The 20,157-nt window shown below is 72.6% G+C and carries 17 protein-coding genes; 10 read left to right on the top strand and 7 right to left on the bottom strand.

Features of this window, described 5'->3' with window-relative positions; all coding sequences use genetic code 11:
- Positions 1-27 precede the first annotated feature (27 nt).
- From ACO229_RS05825 to ACO229_RS05840, 4 genes are read right to left on the bottom strand one after another with little or no spacing between them, the layout of a single operon-like run.
- Positions 28-1,050 carry an alpha/beta hydrolase gene (locus ACO229_RS05825; RefSeq protein ID WP_423464103.1) on the bottom strand — a complete coding sequence of 341 codons (1,023 nt, stop codon included), beginning with the start codon at positions 1,048-1,050 and terminating at the stop codon, positions 28-30.
- A 59-nt stretch (positions 1,051-1,109) separates the two neighbouring features.
- Positions 1,110-1,970, bottom strand: a complete 861-nt coding sequence (locus ACO229_RS05830; RefSeq protein ID WP_397433887.1) for a metal ABC transporter permease — start codon at positions 1,968-1,970, stop codon at positions 1,110-1,112.
- Positions 1,967-2,719 (bottom strand): metal ABC transporter ATP-binding protein, encoded by a 753-nt coding sequence (locus tag ACO229_RS05835; RefSeq protein WP_397433888.1) that lies wholly within the window; start codon positions 2,717-2,719, stop codon positions 1,967-1,969. Before ACO229_RS05835 ends, ACO229_RS05830 begins: the two co-directional genes overlap by 4 nt.
- Positions 2,716-3,651, bottom strand: a complete 936-nt coding sequence (locus ACO229_RS05840) for a metal ABC transporter substrate-binding protein (RefSeq protein ID WP_423464104.1) — start codon at positions 3,649-3,651, stop codon at positions 2,716-2,718. The genes ACO229_RS05835 and ACO229_RS05840 overlap by 4 nt, the downstream gene beginning before the upstream one ends.
- A gap of 149 nt (positions 3,652-3,800) precedes the next feature.
- On the opposite strand from ACO229_RS05840, the gene coaE reads away from it, so the two are divergent.
- The 5 genes from coaE to ACO229_RS05865 all read left to right on the top strand — a co-directional run bounded on the left by coaE (position 3,801) and on the right by ACO229_RS05865 (position 9,698).
- Positions 3,801-4,430 (top strand): dephospho-CoA kinase, encoded by a 630-nt coding sequence (gene coaE, locus ACO229_RS05845; protein WP_423464105.1) that lies wholly within the window; start codon positions 3,801-3,803, stop codon positions 4,428-4,430.
- Between the two features lie 30 nt (positions 4,431-4,460).
- Complete coding sequence (locus ACO229_RS05850; RefSeq protein ID WP_423464106.1) at positions 4,461-5,147, top strand: pyroglutamyl-peptidase I; 687 nt, start codon at positions 4,461-4,463, stop codon at positions 5,145-5,147.
- Between the two features lie 47 nt (positions 5,148-5,194).
- Entirely contained in the window at positions 5,195-7,312 is a 2,118-nt protein-coding gene (gene uvrB / locus ACO229_RS05855) for an excinuclease ABC subunit UvrB (protein ID WP_397419234.1), read from the top strand.
- Positions 7,313-7,418: 106 nt separating this feature from the next.
- On the top strand, positions 7,419-8,390 hold the full coding sequence (locus ACO229_RS05860) for an NAD(P)-dependent alcohol dehydrogenase (protein WP_423464107.1): 972 nt from the start codon (positions 7,419-7,421) through the stop codon (positions 8,388-8,390).
- A 273-nt stretch (positions 8,391-8,663) separates the two neighbouring features.
- A complete protein-coding gene (locus ACO229_RS05865; RefSeq protein ID WP_397433893.1) occupies positions 8,664-9,698 on the top strand; it encodes a TerC family protein in 1,035 nt (344 codons plus the stop codon).
- 95 nt (positions 9,699-9,793) lie between these two features.
- Here the strand turns inward: ACO229_RS05865 and ACO229_RS05870 are convergent, their stop codons facing one another.
- Positions 9,794-10,678, bottom strand: a complete 885-nt coding sequence (locus ACO229_RS05870; protein ID WP_423464108.1) for a hypothetical protein — start codon at positions 10,676-10,678, stop codon at positions 9,794-9,796.
- 123 nt (positions 10,679-10,801) lie between these two features.
- Positions 10,802-11,083, bottom strand: coding sequence for a YciI family protein (locus tag ACO229_RS05875; protein ID WP_397415952.1), 282 nt, complete (start codon positions 11,081-11,083; stop codon positions 10,802-10,804).
- Positions 11,084-11,172: 89 nt separating this feature from the next.
- On the opposite strand from ACO229_RS05875, the gene sthA reads away from it, so the two are divergent.
- Positions 11,173-12,591 (top strand): Si-specific NAD(P)(+) transhydrogenase, encoded by a 1,419-nt coding sequence (gene sthA, locus ACO229_RS05880; RefSeq protein WP_397433896.1) that lies wholly within the window; start codon positions 11,173-11,175, stop codon positions 12,589-12,591.
- Between the two features lie 76 nt (positions 12,592-12,667).
- Here sthA and ACO229_RS05885 read toward each other — a convergent pair whose 3' ends face one another.
- A complete protein-coding gene (locus ACO229_RS05885) occupies positions 12,668-12,904 on the bottom strand; it encodes a hypothetical protein (RefSeq protein ID WP_397415947.1) in 237 nt (78 codons plus the stop codon).
- Positions 12,905-13,113: 209 nt separating this feature from the next.
- Between ACO229_RS05885 and ACO229_RS05890 the strand changes: the two genes are divergently transcribed.
- From ACO229_RS05890 to ACO229_RS05905, 4 genes are all read left to right on the top strand, one after another.
- Positions 13,114-15,915, top strand: a complete 2,802-nt coding sequence (locus ACO229_RS05890) for a tetratricopeptide repeat protein (RefSeq protein ID WP_423464109.1) — start codon at positions 13,114-13,116, stop codon at positions 15,913-15,915.
- Positions 15,916-15,996: 81 nt separating this feature from the next.
- The gene (uvrA, locus tag ACO229_RS05895; protein WP_397433898.1) at positions 15,997-18,942 is read left to right on the top strand and encodes an excinuclease ABC subunit UvrA; all 2,946 of its coding nucleotides are present in this window, start codon (positions 15,997-15,999) and stop codon (positions 18,940-18,942) included.
- Between the two features lie 66 nt (positions 18,943-19,008).
- Entirely contained in the window at positions 19,009-19,473 is a 465-nt protein-coding gene (locus ACO229_RS05900) for a hypothetical protein (protein WP_423464110.1), read from the top strand.
- 122 nt (positions 19,474-19,595) lie between these two features.
- Positions 19,596-20,081 (top strand): OsmC family protein, encoded by a 486-nt coding sequence (locus tag ACO229_RS05905; protein WP_397415938.1) that lies wholly within the window; start codon positions 19,596-19,598, stop codon positions 20,079-20,081.
- Positions 20,082-20,157 lie beyond the last annotated feature (76 nt).

A 20,157-nucleotide genomic window follows, 5' to 3' on the forward strand; every position in this document is an offset into this window, starting at 1 on the left:
GGCGGCCGCGGCGTCCGCCGGGCCGGGTCACCCGGCGGCGTCGTGCGCGGTCGTCGTGCGGTGATCCGAGAGGTCGTCGACGAACCGCGTGCTCGCGGCCGAGATCCGGGTGCGGGCCTGGTCGTGCGTGATCGCCGGGGTGCCGTCGCCCGGCTGCGGGCCGTAGTCGCCGAAGAAGGCGTGCACGGCGCCGTCCACGACGGTGAACGTGCTGCCTGGCGGCAGGTTCGCCCGGGAGGCGTCGATCTTCGCGGGCGTGGCGAGCCCGTCCCGCGACGCGGAGACCGACTCCACCGCCGCCGTCAGCGACCCGCTCAGGTCCTGCGCCGGGTAGGAGGCGTACAGCAGCAGCCCGACGACGGGCGCGGCGGTGCCGTCGGCCTTGTCGGCATCGTCGGCGTCCGACGACGCGACGACGCCGCCGAGCGAGTGCCCGCCCACCACCCACCGGTCGGCGCCGGGGACGTGAGCGCGGGCGTCGTCGAACGCCCCGCCGGCGAGGAAGGCGACCGCGAGCGGCTGCTTGGCGATCACGACGGGATGCCCCGCCTCGGCCAGGGGGCGCAGCACGGCGGCATAGGCGCGGGCCTCGACCTTGGCGCCGGGGCGGAAGAAGACGGCGGTGCCGTCCGCGTCCCCGGCCGGGGCGAGCACGACACGCGTCGCGGACTCGGTGACGGTGACCCGGTCGTCGTCGGCCATCGCGGCCAGGGCCGGGGCGGTGGCCGCGAACGGGCGCAGCCAGGCCACGGCGGCGATCCACACGACGCCGACCAGGAGGAGCGCCGCACGGACCACCACGCCGGGCCCACCACCGGGCACCACGGCCCGGCCGGTGCGGGCGGGCAGCAGGCCACGCACCAGGACGAGCGCGCAGCCCAGCACCGTGAGGGTCAGGAGCACGGCGTAGGCGGGGTGCCCGTGGAGCACCGCAGCCCCTGCGGTCAGGCAGGCCCACGCGACGACGGCGAGACCGCCCGCCGCCACGGTGCGAGCGGCCCAGGTGAGCCGGACCGGTTGTCCGGCCCCGGCGGTGGTCCCGACGGTCATGACGTGCTCCTCGACCGGGCGCGCCGGGCGGCCGGCCCGTCCGGTCGCGACGCGCCCGGTCACACCGTACGTGCCCGGCGGGCCGTCAGCCGCCGCCCGAGCAGCCCGTGCCGGGGCGCGAGGAGGTACACCAGGGCGAACACGGCGCCCTGCACGAGGACCACGAGCCCGCCCGAGGCGGCGTCGAGCCAGTAGCTGAGATAGATGCCGGCCACCGCGCACACCGCGGAGAGCGCGGGGGCGAGCACGAGCATGCGCCCGAACCGGTCGGTGAGCAGGTAGGCGGTGGCGCCCGGGATGATGAGCATCGCCACGACGAGCACGACGCCCACCACCTGGAGCGCGACGACCGAGGTCAGGGCGAGCAGCCCGAGCAGCAGCGCGCCGAGGAACCGGGGCGAGAGCCCGACGGCGTACGCGTGCACGGGGTCGAACGCGTACAGGGTCAGGTCGCGGCGCTTGACGACCAGGACCGTGAAGGTGATCGCCCCCAGCACCGCGATCTGGACGAGGTCGGCACCCGAGACGCCGAGCACGTTGCCGAAGATGATGTGGTTGAGGTCGGTCTGGCTCGGCGTGACGGAGATCAGCACGAGACCCAGCGCGAACAGGGTGGTGAACACGATCCCGATCGCGGCGTCCTCCTTGACCCGGCTCGTGCCGCGGACCGCACCGATCAGCGCGACCGCGAGCAGGCCGAAGACGACGGCACCGAGGGCGAACGGGGCACCGAGCACGTAGGCGAGCACGACGCCGGGGAGCACGGCGTGCGAGACGGCGTCGCCCATCAGGGACCAGCCCACCAGGACGAGCCAGCACGACAGCAGCGCGCACACCACGGCGGCGATCACCGTCGTGGCCAGGGCGTTGACCATGAACTCGTACTGCAGCGGCTCCAGCAGCAGGTCGAGCGGGCTCACGGGGCCTCCTCCGGGACGGGCTGCTGGTCGAGCGGGTCGAGGCCGAACGCGCGGGCGAGGTTCCCGGGGCGCAGCGCCTCGGCGACCGCGCCGTGGAACAGCACGCGGTGCAGCAGCAGCACGGCCTCGTCGGCCAGCTCGGGCAGGGCGTGCAGGTCGTGCGTGGACACGAGGACCGTCCGGCCGTCGGCCGCCAGCTCCCGCAGCAGCCGGACGATCGTGGCCTCGGAGCGCTTGTCGACCCCGGCGAACGGCTCGTCCAGCAGCAGGATGCGGGCGTCCTGAGCGATCCCGCGGGCGACGAACGCGCGCTTGCGCTGCCCGCCCGAGAGCTGCCCGACCTGCCGGTCCGCGAAGGCGGACAGCTCGACCCGGTCGAGCGCCTCGGCGACGGCGGCGTGGTCGGCGGGGCGCGGGCGCCGGGTCAGGCCCAGGTGGCCGTACCGCCCGGTCATGACGACGTCGCGGACGGAGACGGGGAAGTCCCAGTCGACGGCCTCGCTCTGCGGTACGTACGCGACCAGGCCCCGCCGTCGTGCCGCGTCCGGGGGCGCGTCCTCGATGAGCACGCGGCCGGCGTCGGGGCGGACGATGCCCATGATCGCCTTGAACAGCGTCGACTTGCCGGAGCCGTTCATGCCGACCAGCCCGGTCACCCGGCCGGCCGGGACGGTCAGCGTGACGTCGTCCAGGGCCTGGATCTCGCCGTACCGGACGCCGAGACCGCTCACCTCGATGGCCGCGCTCACGACGCGTCGCCCGTCAGGCCGGCGAGGATCGTCGCCGTGTCGTAGCGGATCAGGTCGAGGTAGGTGGGCACCGGTCCGTCCGCCTCGGAGAGGGAGTCGACGTAGAGGGTGCCGCCGAAGCGGGCACCGGTCGCCGCCACGACCTGCTGCATCGGCTTGTCGGAGACCGTCGACTCGCAGAACACGGCGGGGACGTCGTTGGCCCGGACGAACTCGATCGTCCCCGTGATCTGCTGCGGCGTGGCCTGCTGCTCGGCGTTCACCGGCCAGACGTACCGTTCCGTCAGGCCCGCGTCGCGGGCGAGGTAGGAGAACGCCCCCTCGCAGGTCACCAGGGCGCGCTGGTGCTCCGGCAGCGCGGACAGGCCGTCCACCAGCTCGTCCTGCACCTCCTGGAGGTCGGCCTGGTAGGCGGCGCCGTTCGCGGCGTACTGGTCGGCGTGACCGGGGTCGAGCTCGCTGAACGCGGCCACCATGTTGTCGACGTAGCGCTGCACGTTCAGCGGGCTCATCCACGCGTGCGGGTTGGGCTTGCCGGCGTAGGCGTCCTCGGTGATGTCCACGGGTTCGACCCCGTCCGAGACCACCACGTGCGGGACGTCCACCGACTCCACGAACTGCTCGAACCAGGACTCGAGGTTGAGGCCGTTGTCCAGGATCAGGTCCGCCTCCGAGGCCTGCGCGATGTCGCGGGGCGTCGGTTCGTACCCGTGGATCTCCGCGCCCACCTTGGTGATCGACTCGACCCGCAGGTGCTCCCCGGCGACGTTCTGCGCCACGTCTGCCAGCACGGTGAACGTGGTCAGGACCACCGGCCGGTCGTCGGCCGCGCGGCCCGGGAGCTGGAGCGCGCACCCCGACAGCGCCACGGCCACGGCAGTGACCATGAGGGCGAGGCGGGCCGGGACGGGTCTGCGAGGTGCGCGAGGCATGTCTCGACCCTAGAAGTTCGGACACCCGAAAACAAGCACGCGGACGTGCGAACACGAGCTGGCGGGCGTGCCTCCCGCCGCCGGGTAGCCTGGGCGTGGTGCGGCACCCCGCACCGCAGCACCGCCCCACACCCGGCCCTGAGGACCACATGTTCCGTATCGGACTCACCGGAGGCATCGCGGCCGGCAAGTCGGTCGCGGCCACGCGCCTGGCCGAGCTCGGCGCCGTCGTCGTCGACCACGACCTGCTGGCCCGGGAGGCCGTCGCACCCGGCTCCGTGGGCCTGGCCGAGATCACCGAGGCGTTCGGCCCCGGCGTCCTCACGCCCGACGGCGACCTGGACCGCCCGGCGCTCGGCGCCCTCGTCTTCGCCGACGCCGCCGCCCGCGAGCGTCTCAACGAGATCGTGCACCCCGAGGTGCGCCGGCTGTCGGCGGAACGGGAGGCCAAGGCGGGTGCCGCCGACCCGGCCGCCGTCGTCGTGCACGACATCCCCCTGCTCGTCGAGACCGGGCAGGCCGGCCACTTCCACCTCGTGGTGGTCGTGCACACGCCCGCCGAGCAGCGGGTGCGCCGCCTGGTCGAGACCCGCGGGCTGGCCGAGGACGCCGCGCGCTCGCGCATCGCGGCGCAGGCGAGCGACGAGCAGCGGCTCGCGGCCGCCGACGTCACCCTCGACGGAACGGGCAGCGAGGACGAGCTGCGCGCCCAGGTGGATACCCTGTGGCAGCGCGTGGCCGCCGAGGTCGCGCAGGAGGCGGAGGCGGACTCCGCGTGAACCGGCCGGCCCGGGTGAGGAGCGTGCGCGATGAAGGTGCTGGTCACGGGGTTCGAACCGTTCGGTGGTGACGCCGTCAACGCCTCGGCGGACGCCGTGGCGGCGCTCGCGGCACGCTGGACGGGCCCCGACGAGCTCGTCACCGCGGTCCTGCCGGTGGTGTTCGACGAGGTCCGGCGGCCGGGCGGCCCGCTCCTCGGCCTGCTGGACCAGCACGCGCCCGACGTCGTGGTCGCCGTCGGCCTGGCCGACGGCGTCACCCAGGTACGGGTCGAGCGGGTCGCGATCAACCTGATGGACGCGCGCATCCCCGACAACGGCGGGGCCCGCCCCGTCGACCTCCCTGTCGCCGACGGCGGACCCGCCGCCCGGTTCGCGACGCTCCCCGTCAAGGCCGCGGTCGACGCGGTCCGCGAGGCGGGCATCCCCGCCGGCGTCACCTACAGCGCGGGCACCTACGTCTGCAACGCCACGTTCTACGCCCTGCAGCACGCCCTGGCCGAGCGACCCGGCGTGCTCTCGGGCTTCGTCCACGTGCCGCGCAGCACCGAGGAGGTCGGGGCGGACGTGACGACGTCGGCCCTGGCCGACGGCGGCGCGGCGCACCTCCCGCTCGACGCCCTGGCCCGTGCCCTGGAGATCGTGGTGCGGACGGCGCTCGCGGCGGTGCGCGGCGAGCTGTCCGAGCCGCAGGAACCGGCGGGCACGCTGCACTGACACCGCCCGGCGCGGGGAGTGTCAGTGGTCGGTCGTACCGTAGTGGCATGCGACCCGTGACCGATCTGCAGCGCACGGTGGCCCCGTTCGAGGTCATCTCTGAGTACCAGCCCGCCGGCGACCAGCCGACGGCGATCGCCGACCTCGCCCGGCGCGTCGAGGCGGGCGAGAAGGACGTGGTGCTGCTCGGCGCCACCGGTACGGGCAAGTCGGCCACGACCGCCTGGCTCGTGGAGAAGCTCCAGCGCCCCACCCTGGTGATGGCACCCAACAAAACGCTCGCCGCGCAGCTCGCGACCGAGTTCCGGGAGCTGCTGCCGAACAACGCCGTCGAGTACTTCGTGTCGTACTACGACTACTACCAGCCCGAGGCGTACATCGCGCAGACGGACACCTACATCGAGAAGGACTCCTCGATCAACGACGAGGTCGAGCGGCTGCGGCACTCCGCCACCTCCTCGCTGCTGACCCGGCGCGACGTCGTGGTGGTCGCGTCCGTCTCCTGCATCTACGGCCTGGGCACGCCGCAGGAGTACGTGGACCGCATGGTGCGGCTCGACGTGGGCGACGTGATCGACCGCGACCAGCTCCTGCGCCAGTTCGTGACCATGCAGTACACGCGCAACGACATGGCGTTCACGCGTGGCACGTTCCGGGTGCGCGGCGACACCGTGGAGATCATCCCGGTCTACGAGGAGCTCGCGATCCGGATCGAGATGTTCGGCGACGAGATCGAGTCGATCCAGACCCTGCACCCGCTCACGGGTGACGTGGTGCGCAGCGAGCAGTCGATCTACGTGTTCCCGGCCACGCACTACGTCGCGGGCCCGGAGCGCATGGAGCGGGCCATCGCCGGCATCGAGAAGGAGCTGGAGGAGCGGCTCGCCGAGCTGGAGAAGCAGGGCAAGCTGCTGGAGGCGCAGCGGCTGCGCATGCGCACCACGTACGACATCGAGATGATGCGAACGATCGGCACCTGCAACGGCATCGAGAACTACTCGATGCACATCGACGGCCGCGAGCCGGGCACGGCGCCCAACACGCTGCTCGACTACTTCCCCGAGGACTTCCTGCTCGTCATCGACGAGTCGCACCAGACCGTGCCGCAGATCGGCGCGATGTACGAGGGGGACGCGTCGCGCAAGCGCGCCCTGGTGGACCACGGCTTCCGCCTGCCCAGCGCGATGGACAACCGCCCGCTCAAGTGGGAGGAGTTCACCGAGCGCATCGGGCAGACGGTGTACCTGTCGGCGACCCCGGGCGACTACGAGCGCTCGCTGTCGGACGGCGTGGTCGAGCAGGTGATCCGCCCCACCGGCCTGGTCGACCCCGAGGTGGTGGTGAAGCCGACCACCGGGCAGATCGACGACCTGCTGGGCGAGATCCGCGACCGGGTGGAGCGCAACGAGCGCGTGCTCGTGACCACCCTGACCAAGAAGATGGCCGAGGACCTCACGGACTACTTCCTGGAGCGCGACGTGCGGGTGCGCTACCTGCACTCCGAGGTGGACACGCTGCGTCGCGTCGAGCTGCTGCGCGAGCTGCGGCTCGGCGAGTACGACGTGCTCGTGGGCATCAACCTGCTGCGCGAGGGCCTGGACCTGCCGGAGGTGTCGCTCGTGGCGATCCTGGACGCGGACAAGGAGGGCTTTCTGCGTTCGGGCCGGTCCCTGATCCAGACCATCGGCCGTGCGGCCCGCAACGTGTCGGGTCAGGTGCACATGTACGCGGACAAGATCACGCCGGCGATGCGCGAGGCCATCGACGAGACGAGCCGGCGTCGCGAGAAGCAGATCGCGTACAACACCGAGCGCGGCATCGACCCGCAGCCGCTGCGCAAGAAGATCGCGGACGTGACCGACATGCTGGCGCGCGAGGACCTGGACACCCAGGAGCTGCTCGCCGGCGGGTACCGGAACAGCCGCAAGGCCAAGGGGGAGGGGCGCCCCGGCGCACCGGTCCCGGGTACGCCGAAGGAGGCCGCGACGTCGGGCAACCGGCTGGCCGGCGCGGCGGCGAGCGAGCTGGCCGAGCTCATCCAGGAGCTCACCGACCAGATGCACGCGGCGGCCGGGGAGCTCCAGTTCGAGGTCGCGGCACGTCTGCGCGACGAGATCTCGGGGCTCAAGAAGGAGCTGCGGCAGATGCAGGCGGCGACGGCGTGACGCCCGGCCGGGGCGGCCGACTTCATCCTTGACCCGTCCTGACGGGGGCGAGGAGCCTGATCGCGCGAGGGCAGGTACGCCGGGCGCGACGGGCCAGGAGGCCGTGATGCGGGCACTGACGCAGGACAGGTACGGCTGGGACGCCCTCGCGGTGCGCGAGGTGCCGGACCCGGTGCCCGGCACGGGACAGGTGCTCGTCCGGGTGCACGCCGCCGGCGTGAACCCGTACGACTGGCACTTCGCGGAGGGGCAGCCGCTGGTCGCCCGCCCGACGATGGGCGGGCTCCGGGGTCCGCGCCCGCCGGTCCGGGGCGCCGACCTGGCGGGCGTCGTGGTCGGAACCGGACCGGACGTCACCGCCTTCGCCCCGGGCGACGAGGTGTTCGGCTTCGGCAGCGGGGGAACGTTCGCGGAGCTGGCGCTGGCCGCCGAGGACGCCCTGGCCCACCGGCCCGCCGAGCTCACCCCGGTGGAGGCGGCTGCGGTTCCGATGGCGGGCGTCACCGCGCTGCAGCACCTGCGGGAGGCGGCGCTCGCGGCCGGGCAGCGGATCGCGATCACGGGCGCGGGCGGTGGCATCGGCCATCTCGCCGTGCAGATCGCCGCTGCCCGGGGCGCGCGGGTGACCGGGGTGTGCAGCGCGGGAAACGCGGAGCTGGTACGTGAGCTGGGGGCTGCCGAGACCGTCGACTACGCACGCGAGGACTTCACGGCCGGCCGGCGCCGCTTCGACGTCGTCCTCGCCAACGCCGGGCGGTACCCGGTGCGGGCGCTCGGGCGCGTGGTGGTACCCGGTGGCCTGGTCCTCGTCAACGACGGCAGCAAGGAGGGGCTGCTCGGCCCGCTGCCCGACCTGCTGTCGGCACCCCTGGTGTCCCGGTTCAGCCCCTACCGGGTGCGCAACGTGACGGCGACGTCCAGCGGCGCCGACCTCGCCGTCCTTGCCGGCCTGGTGACCGACGGCGTGCTGCGGCCCGTGGTCAGCGCGACGTATCCCCTGGACCAGGCGGTGGAGGCGGTCCGGCAGGTTGCCGGGCACGGGCACGCGCGCGGCAAGCTGGTGGTCACGCCCGCATGATGGACCCGCCGAACGTGGCGTGGGTCACGTCCGGGAACAGATCAGGGGTCCCGTATGCTTTCCCTCCGTTGGAGGGGAGTACCTCGAAACGGCCTGGCCGTCATCACAGCTGCCGATGACGCCAGCTCGGCCTGGCCGGTCCGTCGTGGTGCGCTGTCGCCTGGTTTCGGTCAGGCTGGTGCACGGGGCGGGCGAGGAAGACCTCCGGTGCCCTGCTGTACCCACCGGAGGCTCGATGCGATCGCGCGTTCCTCCCTGTTCCGGAAGGAAGCAATGGTCCACGAACTGCCCGTGACCTTCGAGATCATCGCGCTCGGTGCGATGGTCGTCCTGCTGGTGGCCGATCTCCTGATCGTCGGGCGACGCCCCCACGTGCCCTCCATGAAGGAGAGCGCGATCTGGGTGGGGTTCTACGTGGCCCTGGCCCTGATCTTCGGTGCGATCGTCTGGGGGGTCGGCGGCGTCACCCCGGCCGCGGAGTTCTACGCCGGCTGGCTCATGGAGTACTCCCTGAGCGTCGACAACCTCTTCGTGTTCGTCATCATCATGGCGCGCTTCGCGGTGCCGCGTGACCAACAGCAGCGGGTGCTGATGGTCGGCATCATCATGGCGCTCATCTTCCGTGCCGCCTTCATCCTCGCGGGTGCCGCGCTGATCGAGCAGTTCACCTGGCTCTTCTACATCTTCGGCGCGTTCCTCATCTACACGGCCATCCACCAGGCGCTGCCGGAGAGCGAGGAGGACAAGGACGACTACAAGGAGAACGTCCTCATCCGCCAGATGCGCAAGGTTCTCCCGCTGCACCACCAGTACAACGACGGCAAGCTCACCACCACGATCGACGGGCGCCGGCTCTTCACGCCCCTGATCATCGTCTTCCTGGCGATCGGCTCGACGGACGTGCTGTTCGCCGTCGACTCGATCCCCGCGATCTTCGGCATCACCCGTGACCCGTTCATCGTGTTCGCGACCAACCTGTTCGCCCTCATGGGCCTGCGGCAGCTCTACTTCCTGCTGGGCGGCCTGCTCGACCGGCTGGTGTACCTGCCCTACGCCCTCTCGGTCATCCTCGGCTTCATCGGCGTCAAGCTGATCCTCGAGGCGCTGCACACCAACTCGCTGTCCTGGATCAACGGTGGCGAGGGCTTCCACTGGGCCCCCGAGATCCCGATCTGGCTGTCGCTGACGGTGATCGTCGTGTCGCTGGCGGTGGGCACGATCGCGAGCCTGATCAAGTCGGCGTACGACGCGCGCAAGGAGGCGGAGAAGCCGGTCGAGGAGCCCGCGTCCTCCGACTCCACGTCGTAGTCCCTGCGCACCGCGGTCCCCGCGCAGGACGGCCGGCGGTCGCGCCCACACCGGTGGGCGCGACCGCCGGCCGTCTGCTGCCGTGCGGTGGGTGGTCAGACGACCGTGTAGTCCACCTGGATCGAGAAGATGTCCTGGCCGCCGGACCGCAGCGTGCCGGTGAACGCCCGGTCGTGCGCGTCGGGCTCGGTGGGCGCCGAGGGCTCGACCTCCACCGTGCACGTCCGGCCCGCCGCCGCGAGGTGGTCGGCCCGCAGCCGGTAGGAACCCGGCTGCCACCGGGCGGCCGGCCCGGCCGCCGCCTCCAGGACGTGGTCGAAGAGTGCGAACGTGGCGTAGCCCGCCACGGACACGGGCAGTGCGGGGTACCCGGCGAAGTGTCCCTGGCACAGCGACGGGTCCACGGTCATCCGGGCGGTGGCGCTGCGATCGTCGGCGGACACGTCGGTGAGCGGTGCGGGTGCCGCGTACGGCTGTGCGGGTCCGGTCGCGTCGGGTGCCGTGGCCGGGCCCATCAGGCGGCGGAACACGGGTACCGACAGCACCAGGTACTCCATGTCGAGCCGTGCCACCAGGGTGCCGTCGGCGTCGTGCAGCTCGGTCTCGGCAACCGCGCGGTTGCGGCCGGACATCCGGGCGCTGGCGGTGCCGTGCAGGGGACCGCCGCCCAGGCGGCCGGGCGGGGACCCGGTGGGCGGGTACATGCGGCCCACCCCGCGGTGCGCGAGGTAGTAGTGCTTCCCGGGCGCCGGGTTCGTGGTGGCCGCGGCGCACAGGCCCAGGATGGCGAGGTGTCGTCCGGCCTCCGCGATGTTGATCACGGGTGCCTGGCGTCCGGTGGGCGACTGGACCGGGACGGTGGCACCGGCCAGCCCCGGGGCGGGGCTGACCAGGTCACCGAGGGCGTAGTAGGGCGGCGTCACGCAGATGCGCGGGCCGATGTCCGCGTAGGTCGTCGTCGTGCTCAAGACAGAGGTCATGCCTTGCCTCCCCGAACGTATGAAGCAGTGTCCGAACAGGCATCATGTGCATCACGCAACGCGCCACGCCATCGACGAAACCTGATGTTTGCGTAAGAATCTTCACATGGCGAAGTATTGGGACTATCGGGCGAAACCGCCGATGACCACGTCCCAGGCGCGCACGCTCCGCTCGGCGATCACCCCGCGGGTCGCGAACGGGTCCTCGTCCAGGATGCGCAGGGCCTCGTCGGCCGAGTCCGCCTCGACGACGACCAGGGCCCCGGTGCCGCCGTCGACGGGTCCCGACGCCCGGACGACGCCGTCCGCGTTGAGTGCCCGCAGGAAGTCGCGGTGGCTGGGCCGGACCTCGTCGCGCGTCGCGACGTCGTCGGTGTACGTGTAGCTCACGGCGTAGGTGCTCATGGGCGCCAGCCTGCCATCCGGGCGGGCGAGCCGGTTAATTCTTGATGAAGATGCTCGTCACCGGCACGCACGGGGCCCACACTCGGACCATGGACGCAACCGGGAACCACTTCGACCTCGTCGTGATCGGCTCCGGCCCGGGAGGGCAGAAGGCCGCGATCGCGGCCGCCAAGCTCGGCCGGCGGGTCGCCGTGGTGGAACGGCGCGACCAGGTCGGCGGGGTGAGCCTGCACACCGGCACCATCCCGTCCAAGACGCTGCGCGAGGCCGTGCTCTACCTGACGGGCCTGCAGATGCGCGACGTGTACGGCTCCAGCTACCGGCTCAAGGAGCACATCACCGTGCCGGACCTGCTGGCCCGCCTGCAGCACGTCATCGGGCGGGAGATCGAGGTGGTGCGCAGCCAGCTCGCCCGCAACCACGTCGAGACCGTGGCCGGCACCGCCCGGTTCACCGGGCCGCACGACGTCGAGGTGACCGACGCCGAGGGCGACGTCGTCCGGCGGCTGAACGCGGACAAGATCGTCGTCGCGGTCGGTACCCGCCCGGCGCGGCCCGCCCACGTCGCGTTCGACGGCGTCCGCGTGGTCGACTCCGACGGCATCCTGGACCTGGCCGAGGTGCCCCGGACCATGGTGGTGGTCGGGGCCGGCGTGATCGGGATCGAGTACGCGTCGGTGTTCGCCGCGCTCGGCACCCGGGTCACGGTCGTGGAGTCGCGCCCGAGGATCCTCGACTTCTGCGACTCCGAGGTGGTCGAGGCGCTCAAGTTCCAGCTCCGCGACCTGTCGGTGACGTTCCGGCTGGGCGAGACGGTCGAGTCGGTCACGGCGGGGGAGGGCGGCACGATCACCACGCTCGCCTCCGGCAAGCGGATCCCTGCCGACTGCGTGCTGTACTCCGCCGGGCGGCAGGGTGCCACGGACGGCCTCGACCTCGGCGCCGCCGGCCTGGAGGCCGACGCCCGCGGGCGCCTCCAGGTCGACAAGCAGTTCCGGACCGACGTCGAGCACGTGTACGCCGTCGGCGACGTCATCGGGTTCCCGGCCCTGGCGGCGACGTCGCAGGAGCAGGGGCGGCTGGCCGCCTACCACGCGTTCGGGGAGCCGGTCTCCTCGGTGCTGGAGCTGCAGCCCATCGGCATCTACACGATCCCCGAGATCTCCTACTGCGGGGACACCGAGGACCAGCTCACGACCGCGGGCGTGCCGTACGAGGTCGGTGTCGCGCGCTACCGGGAGCTCGCCCGCGGGCAGATCGTGGGCGACTCCTACGGCATGCTCAAGCTGTTGGTCTCGACCGAGGACCGCACCGTGCTGGGCGTGCACGTCTTCGGAACCGGGGCCACGGAGATCATCCACATCGGGCAGGCGATCATGACTACCGGGGGCACCGTGGACCACCTCGTCGACACGGTGTTCAACTACCCGACGCTGGCGGAGGCCTACAAGGTCGCCGCGCTGGACGCGACCAACAAGATGCGCGACGTCGCGCGGTTCGGCCTCTGACGACGGCGGCGCCCGGTCCTCCGCAGGGGAGGCCGGGCGCCGCGGCGCGAACGTCAGCGCGAGGGGTGAGCCGGGCTCACTTGTCGCCGGTGACCGCGGGGACCTCGGCGTCGGCGAGCGTGACGAGCGCCTGCGCGTGGACCGCGTGCTGCCACGTGCCGAGGTCGGCGACCGTCTTGATCCTGAGCTCGGCGAGCATCTCGTCGTGCTTCGGCGTGAGACCCAGCAGCGCCGACGGCGGGGCCGCCAGGATCGCGGCGATGCTCTGGTCCTTGTAGGCCTTGTCGACGAGCTTGTTGAGGTTCAGGCTCACGTGCCTGCCTTTCGTCCGTGCGGTCGAGGAGCGACCGGGCTTTCACCCGGCCGGTGGAAGGATGTCGTGATCCAGTCCGATCTGCAACTTTTGCCCGACTTGTCGGTCTCGCCCCGCCGCCCGGCGTCCGCCTTCTTGTTGTTGTGTTCAAAGAATGAACCAGTCCACTCCGTCCTCTTGCAGGGCTGGACGTTCGTCCGGTTGACTTGGTGACCGTGGTGGTCTCGGAGCTGTCGACCCGGTTGGCCGCTGCGGTCCGGGCCGCCCGCACAGCGGCACGCCGCGGCCCGCTCCAGCCTGCGGTCGAGGGCCTCCCGCACGACGCCGCCGCATGGCCCCCGGTGCTGCTCGACCCCGCGCGTGCCGTCGTGCCGTTCGTCGGACGCGAGCGGGAGCTGACCGACCTGCGCTCCTGGGCCGAGGCGGACGTACCGGTCAGCCTCCGGCTCCTCGTCGCCCCCGCGGGCTCCGGCAAGACGCGGCTCGCCGGCGAGCTCGGCGACCGGCTGGGCGCCTCCGGCTGGACCGTCGTGACCGTACCGCGCGGGCGGGAGGCCGCGGCCGTCCGCAACCGCCCCCCGGGCGACGTCCTGTTCGTGGTGGACGACGCGGCCACCCGGCTCGGCCTGGCCGCCATGCTCGACGCCCTGGTGCGGCCCGCGTGCGGGCGCACCCGGGTCCTCCTGCTGGCCCGTGTCGCCGGCGAGTGGCTCCGGCGGCTGCGCTGGGGGTCGGTGCTCTGGGAGCACCTCGATCCCGGCGACGCCGCCCAGACCGCGCTCGACCAGCGGCTGGATCCCGGCCTGCCGGACTCCGTCGTGCTCGACGGCGCGGTCGCCGCGTTCGCCGAGCACCTCGGCGTGGCGAACCCCGGTGTCGCCGCCGTCCGCCTGCTGGACCCGGCCGGCGGCGCCCGCGTGGCCGACCTGCACGCCGGCGCGGCGCTCGCCGCGCTCGTCGCGGCCGGCGTCCCCGTGCCGGAGGACGAGCCGAGCCCGCTGCGCGCCCTGCTGGAGGTCGCGGCCGACTCGTGGGCGCGGTCGGCGCGCGAGGCGGGCCTCGACCTCGACCGTGAGCAGGTGCAGGACGTCGTCGCCGCGGCCTGCCTGCTCGGGGTCGAGGACGCCGCGGGTGCGCGCGACGTGCTGCGCCGCGTGGTGCCCGGCCTGCCGGGGCGGGCGGGGGCGCGCTGGCTGCTCGGGCTGCCGACCAGCGCGGCGGAGCTCGGTCCGAGTCCGGCGGGCCCGGACCGGGTCGGCGACCTGCTCGTCGTGGACCGCCTCGGCCGGTCGGTGGCTCTCGTCGGCTCGTGCACCTGGGGGCTGTCCCGGAGGGTGGCGCTGCGGGTGGTCCGGATCGCGCGGCGCCTGGAGGTCGAGCTGTCCGAGGTGCCCGGCGCCGCGGCGCTGTCCGCCGAGCTCCTGCGCCGGGCCGCGGACTCCTACGGTGACGACCCGCGCGCGCTGCGGACGGCGTTCCTGCTCAAGCCCCGCAGCATCTCGGACGCCTCGGCCGACGACGTGGACCGGGGTGAGCGGGCGGTCGCGGCGGCCAAGGACGCCGTGGGCCGCGCCGAGGCGCTGGTCGACCTCGGCTCGGCGCTGCGGGACGTGGCGCGCCTGACCGAGTCGCTGGAGGTGCTGGGCACGGGGGTCGCGGCCTGGCGCCGTATCGCCGCCGGCGACCCCGACCGGTACCGCACCGCGCTCGTCTCGGCCGTCAACGCGCTGGGCTCGGCGCACTGGCGCGCCGGCCACACCCGGGAGGCGCTGGCCGCCCAGCGAGAGGCGATCGAGCTGTGCCGGGCGGCCCCGGAACGGGACAGGTCTTGGTGCGAGGCCGAGCTGGCGCGCGTCCTGCTCAGCCTGAACGTGCTGCTGAGCGACACGGGCACGCCGCAGGAGGAGGAGGAGACCTTCGCCGAGCTGCTCCCGATCCTGCGCAACCTGGTCGCGCGCGACCCGCGGCAGTGGGCGACGTTCCTGACCACCGCGCTGTCGAACCGGGCCGTGACCCTCACCGAGAGCCGTCCGGAGGAGGCCGTCCCGTTCGCGCTGGAGGCCGTCGAGCTCAGCCGGCGGATGGTGCTCCTGGCCCCGGAGCGGCACCGGTTCGAGCTTGGCTTCGCCCTGACCAACCTGGCCAACGCCTACGCCGCCCTCGGCCGGGACCGGGAGGCCATCGAGCCGCTCGGCGAGGCCGTCGCGCTGCGCCGCGAGCTGGTCCGCGAGAACGCGGCGGCGCACACGTGGACGCTCGCCTACAGCCTGGCGTCGCTCGGGGCGGTGCTGTCGCGGCTGGGCGAGCTCGACGAGGCAGTCTCCCTGGAGCGGGAGGCCGTGCTGCTGCGCCGCCGGCTCGCCCGGGAGCATCCGGCACGGTACCGCCGGATGCTCGCGGCCTCGCTGTCCAACCTCGCCGTGACGCACTCGCGGGCAGGCGAGCCGGAGGAGGCCCTGCCGCTCGAGCGGGAGGCGGTCGCGATCCGGCGGGCGCTCGCCGAGGAGGGCCAGCCGGGCGAGGAGTACCTCGCCAGCTCGCTGTCCAACCTGGGCGTGCTGTACTCGGAGCTGGGCCGGGCGGCCGACGCCGTGGCCCCCACCGAGGAGGCCGTCGACCGGCTCCGGCGGCTTGCACGCCGGGACCCCGACCGCTTCGAGCCGGACCTCGCCGACGCACTGCTCAACCTCGGCGCGGCGCTGATGGACGCGCGCCGTCCCCGTGAGGGTGTCGAGCCGACCGCCGAGGCGGTGCGGGTGCGCCGGGACCTCGCCCGGCGCAGCCCGGACCGGCACCTGCCGGCGCTCGCGGCGGCCCTGTCGAACCTTGTCTCGGTGCACCTGGACCTGGAGGAGTGGGACGCCGCGGCCGAGCACGCGCAGGAGGTCGTGGACGTGCGGCGCCGGCTCGTCGACGGCTCCTATGCCCACGAGCAGGACCTGTTGCGGGCCCTTGACCTGCAGTCCCGCGTGCGGCGGTCGCGCGTCGCGGGTGGCCCGGCGGTCCGTTGAGCCGGGCGGGTGTGACACGTCTGTCAGTGTGATCCATAGAACAGGCGTGCGAATGTCGGTGAGCCGCCCTAGGATGCCTCTGTGAGCAATCGTCTCGTCGTCTCGGGTGCCCGAGAGCACAACCTCAAGAACGTGGATCTGGACCTGCCCAGGGACCGGCTCGTGGTGTTCACGGGGCTGTCGGGGTCGGGCAAGTCCTCGCTCGCGTTCGACACGATCTTCGCCGAGGGTCAGCGCCGGTACGTCGAGTCCCTGTCCGCATACGCCCGCCAGTTCCTGGGCCAGATGGACAAGCCTGACGTCGACTTCATCGAGGGTCTGTCGCCCGCGGTGTCGATCGACCAGAAGTCCACCAACCGCAACCCGCGGTCCACGGTCGGCACCATCACGGAGGTCTACGACTACCTGCGCCTGCTGTTCGCGCGCGCGGGCACCCAGCACTGCCCGGTGTGCGGCGAGAAGGTGCAGTCGCAGACGCCGCAGCAGATCGTCGACCAGATCCTGGAGCTGCCGGAGGGCACCCGCTACCAGGTGCTGGCGCCCGTGGTGCGGGGCCGCAAGGGGGAGTACGCGGACCTGTTCAAGGAGCTGCAGGCCAAGGGCTTCTCCCGGGCCCGGGTCGACGGCGAGGTCGTGCAGCTGACCGACCCGCCCACGCTCGAGAAGAAGCTGAAGCACGACATCGAGGTGGTCGTGGACCGGCTCGTGTCGCGCGACGGCGTGCAGCGCCGGCTCACGGACTCGGTCGAGACGGCGCTCGCGCTGGCGAACGGGCTCGTGATGATCGAGCTGGTGGACGCCGACATCGACGACCTGGGCCGCACGCGCAAGTTCTCAGAGAAGCGCGCCTGCCCCAACGAGCACCCTCTGGCGCTCGACGAGATCGAGCCGCGGACCTTCTCGTTCAACGCGCCCTACGGCGCGTGCCCGGAGTGCACGGGCATCGGGTTCCGCCTGGAGGTGGACCCCGACCTGCTCGTGCCCGACGACGAGAAGACGCTGCGCGAGGGCGCCGTCGCCCCGTGGGCGCAGACGTCCTCGGAGTACTTCGAGCGTGTGCTGTCGGCCCTGGCCGACGAGATGAAGTTCTCGATGGACGTGCCGTGGCGGGCCCTGCCCGAGCGGGCGAAGGACGCGATCCTGCACGGCCGGGACCACAAGGTGCACGTGCGGTACAAGAACCGGTGGGGCCGCGAGCGGCAGTACTCGACCGGGTTCGAGGGCGCCGTGACGTTCCTGGAGCGCCGGCACCGGGAGACGGACTCGGACTGGTCCAAGGAGAAGTACGAGGCCTACATGCGTGAGGTCCCGTGCCCCACGTGCGGTGGCGCGCGGCTCAAGCCGGAGGTGCTCGCGGTCAAGGTGGACGGGCTGTCCATCGCCGACGTCTCGCGGCTCCCGGTCGGCGAGGCCGCGGAGTTCCTCAAGGGCATCGAGCTCGGCGTGCGCGAGGCGCAGATCGCCACCGAGGTGCTCAAGGAGATCCACGCGCGCCTGGGCTTCCTGCTCGACGTCGGCCTGCACTACCTGACGCTGGAGCGGCCCGCGGGCACGCTGTCCGGCGGCGAGGCGCAGCGCATCCGGCTCGCGACCCAGATCGGGTCCGGCCTGGTGGGCGTGCTGTACGTGCTGGACGAGCCGTCGATCGGCCTGCACCAGCGTGACAACCGCCGGCTCATCGACACCCTCACCCGGCTGCGGGACCTGGGCAACACGCTGATCGTCGTCGAGCACGACGAGGACACGATCCGTGCGGCCGACTGGATCGTCGACATCGGGCCGGGCGCGGGCGAGCACGGCGGCCACGTCATCCACTCGGGCGACTACGCGGGCCTGCTGGAGCAGAAGGACTCCCTGACGGGGGCGTACCTGTCGGGCCGTCGCTCCATCCCGGTGCCCGCCGTACGCCGGCCGACCGACCTGGAGCGGCAGGTCACGGTGGTGGGCGCGCGGGAGAACAACCTGCGTGACGTCGACGTGTCGTTCCCGCTCGGTGTGCTGACCGTCGTGTCGGGCGTCTCCGGCTCGGGCAAGTCGACGCTCGTGAACTCCATCCTGTTCACCGTCATGGCCAACCAGCTCAACGGCGCACGGCGGGTGGCGGGGCGGCACCGGCGGGTGACCGGCCTGGAGCACCTCGACAAGGTGGTGCACGTGGACCAGGGGCCCATCGGCCGCACGCCGCGGTCGAACCCCGCCACGTACACGGGCGTCTGGGACCGGATCCGCAAGATCTTCGCGGAGACCGAGGAGGCGAAGGTCCGCGGCTACGGGCCGGGGCGGTTCTCGTTCAACGTCAAGGGCGGCCGCTGCGAGGCCTGCGCCGGTGACGGCACGATCAAGATCGAGATGAACTTCCTGCCGGACGTCTACGTGCCGTGCGAGGTCTGCCACGGCGCGCGGTACAACCGCGAGACCCTCGAGGTGCACTTCAAGGGCAAGACGGTGGCCGACGTGCTCGACATGCCGATCGAGGAGGCCGCCGACTTCTTCAAGGCGTTCCCGGCGATCTCGCGGCACCTGTCCACGCTGGTCGACGTCGGCCTGGGCTACGTGCGGCTGGGGCAGCCCGCGCCCACGCTGTCCGGCGGTGAGGCGCAGCGCGTGAAGCTCGCCGCGGAGCTGCAGAAGCGGTCGTCGGGGCGTTCGGCGTACGTGCTGGACGAGCCGACCACGGGCCTGCACTTCGAGGACGTGCGCCGTCTGCTCGGGGTGCTGCAGTCCCTGGCCGACAAGGGCAACACCGTGATCGTGATCGAGCACAACCTCGACGTCATCAAGAGCGCCGACTGGGTGATCGACATGGGCCCGGAGGGCGGCAGCGGTGGTGGCACCGTGGTCGCGCAGGGCACGCCCGAGGCCGTGGCCGCCGTGCCGGAGAGCCACACCGGCACGTACCTCGCGGAGATCCTGGACGCCGAGGCGGTCGCGGCGGCCGCGTCGGCCCCGCGAGCGACGAACGGCACGGCAAAGCGCAAGCCGGCGACCCGGAAGCCGGCCAAGGCGAAGGCGGCGGCGAGCGCGTGACGCCTGCCTCATAGGGCTTGCAGGTTCCTGCAACGCGTGTTTCGTCCGGGAGTGTTGACTACGGCCATGCGAAAGAACGGACAGATCAAGCGCATTCTCGCGACGGCCTTCGGCATCTCGCTGGGCGCCACGGCGCTCGTCGCCTCGCCGGCGGCAGCGGCCACGCAGATCGCGCACAACTGCGTGGGCGAGCAGGTGATCCGCTGTGCCAACGTGGAGATGTCGTCCCCCGGGGTGTTCAACGCCCACGCGCGGGTGACTGACAGCGCCGGTGGCGGTAACTACGACGTCATGGTCCACGAGCTCCGCCTCGAGATCCTGCGGGACGGCATCTGGTGGACGGTCAAGGAGGCCACCACGGACGACGGGTGGGAGCCTACCCAGGACGTCCACCGCACCCTGTCGTGGTCGTGCGGTTCGTCCCCGCAGGTTCGCATGCGGGCGATCACGACCATGCAGTGGGCGGACGCGAACGGCGTGAGCCACGGCGAGATCACCTCGGGGAGCGTCACGGTCTGCCCGCGTACCTGACTGTGCCGCGGGAACGCCCCGCTGCCCCTTTCACCGGGGCGGCGGGGCATTGTCGTGCTCGGTGCCGGTCGACAAGCGCACAGGCGTGGCCTCCGGGGCAGGCGCCCCCTAGGGTGGTCCCCATGAGCGGAGCCACGCATGACTACGCCGTGACGGTGCGGTGGACCGGCGCGGGGGAGGCGGGTACGTCGTCGTACACGTCCTACTCCCGGGACCACGAGATCGACCTGCCGCACAAGCCGCCCCTGCCCGGGTCGGCCGACCCGGCGTTCCGGGGCGACCCGGCCCGCAACAGCCCGGAGGAGCTGTTCGTCGCGAGCCTGAGCCAGTGCCACATGCTGTGGTTCCTGCACCTGGCGGCGGAGTCCGGGCTCGTCGTGCGCGAGTACACGGACGCCGCCACGGGCACCATGCGGGTCGAGTCGCGGGGCGAGGGCGCCTTCACGGACGTCACGCTGCACCCGAGGGTCGCGGTGGACGCCGGCGAGCTCGCCACGGACGAGCACCTGGCCGCCCTGCACCACAAGGCCCACGCGATGTGCTTCATCGCCCGCTCGGTGAACTTCCCGGTCCGCGTGGAGCCCACGCCGCTGCACGTCGTCGCCTGACCGGGCGCGGCCGCGACGGGGCGGCCGCGCCACCCGCCCGGGGCCGGCCGTCCGTCCGGGGACGACACCGCGCCCG

The organism is Promicromonospora sp. MS192 (genome assembly GCF_049532985.1).
Lineage (GTDB): Bacteria > Actinomycetota > Actinomycetes > Actinomycetales > Cellulomonadaceae > Promicromonospora.

Bases quoted from the DNA above. Each gene is read 5' to 3' on its own strand.
- ACO229_RS05825 (WP_423464103.1), bottom strand. From the start codon at position 1,050: ATGACCGTCGGGACCACCGCCGGGGCCGGACAACCGGTCCGGCTCACC.
- ACO229_RS05840 (WP_423464104.1), bottom strand. From the start codon at position 3,651: ATGCCTCGCGCACCTCGCAGACCCGTCCCGGCCCGCCTCGCCCTCATG.
- coaE (WP_423464105.1), top strand. From the start codon at position 3,801: ATGTTCCGTATCGGACTCACCGGAGGCATCGCGGCCGGCAAGTCGGTC.
- ACO229_RS05850 (WP_423464106.1), top strand. From the start codon at position 4,461: ATGAAGGTGCTGGTCACGGGGTTCGAACCGTTCGGTGGTGACGCCGTC.
- uvrB (WP_397419234.1), top strand. From the start codon at position 5,195: ATGCGACCCGTGACCGATCTGCAGCGCACGGTGGCCCCGTTCGAGGTC.
- ACO229_RS05860 (WP_423464107.1), top strand. From the start codon at position 7,419: ATGCGGGCACTGACGCAGGACAGGTACGGCTGGGACGCCCTCGCGGTG.
- ACO229_RS05865 (WP_397433893.1), top strand. From the start codon at position 8,664: ATGGTCCACGAACTGCCCGTGACCTTCGAGATCATCGCGCTCGGTGCG.
- ACO229_RS05870 (WP_423464108.1), bottom strand. From the start codon at position 10,678: ATGACCTCTGTCTTGAGCACGACGACGACCTACGCGGACATCGGCCCG.
- ACO229_RS05875 (WP_397415952.1), bottom strand. From the start codon at position 11,083: ATGAGCACCTACGCCGTGAGCTACACGTACACCGACGACGTCGCGACG.
- sthA (WP_397433896.1), top strand. From the start codon at position 11,173: ATGGACGCAACCGGGAACCACTTCGACCTCGTCGTGATCGGCTCCGGC.
- ACO229_RS05900 (WP_423464110.1), top strand. From the start codon at position 19,009: ATGCGAAAGAACGGACAGATCAAGCGCATTCTCGCGACGGCCTTCGGC.
- ACO229_RS05905 (WP_397415938.1), top strand. From the start codon at position 19,596: ATGAGCGGAGCCACGCATGACTACGCCGTGACGGTGCGGTGGACCGGC.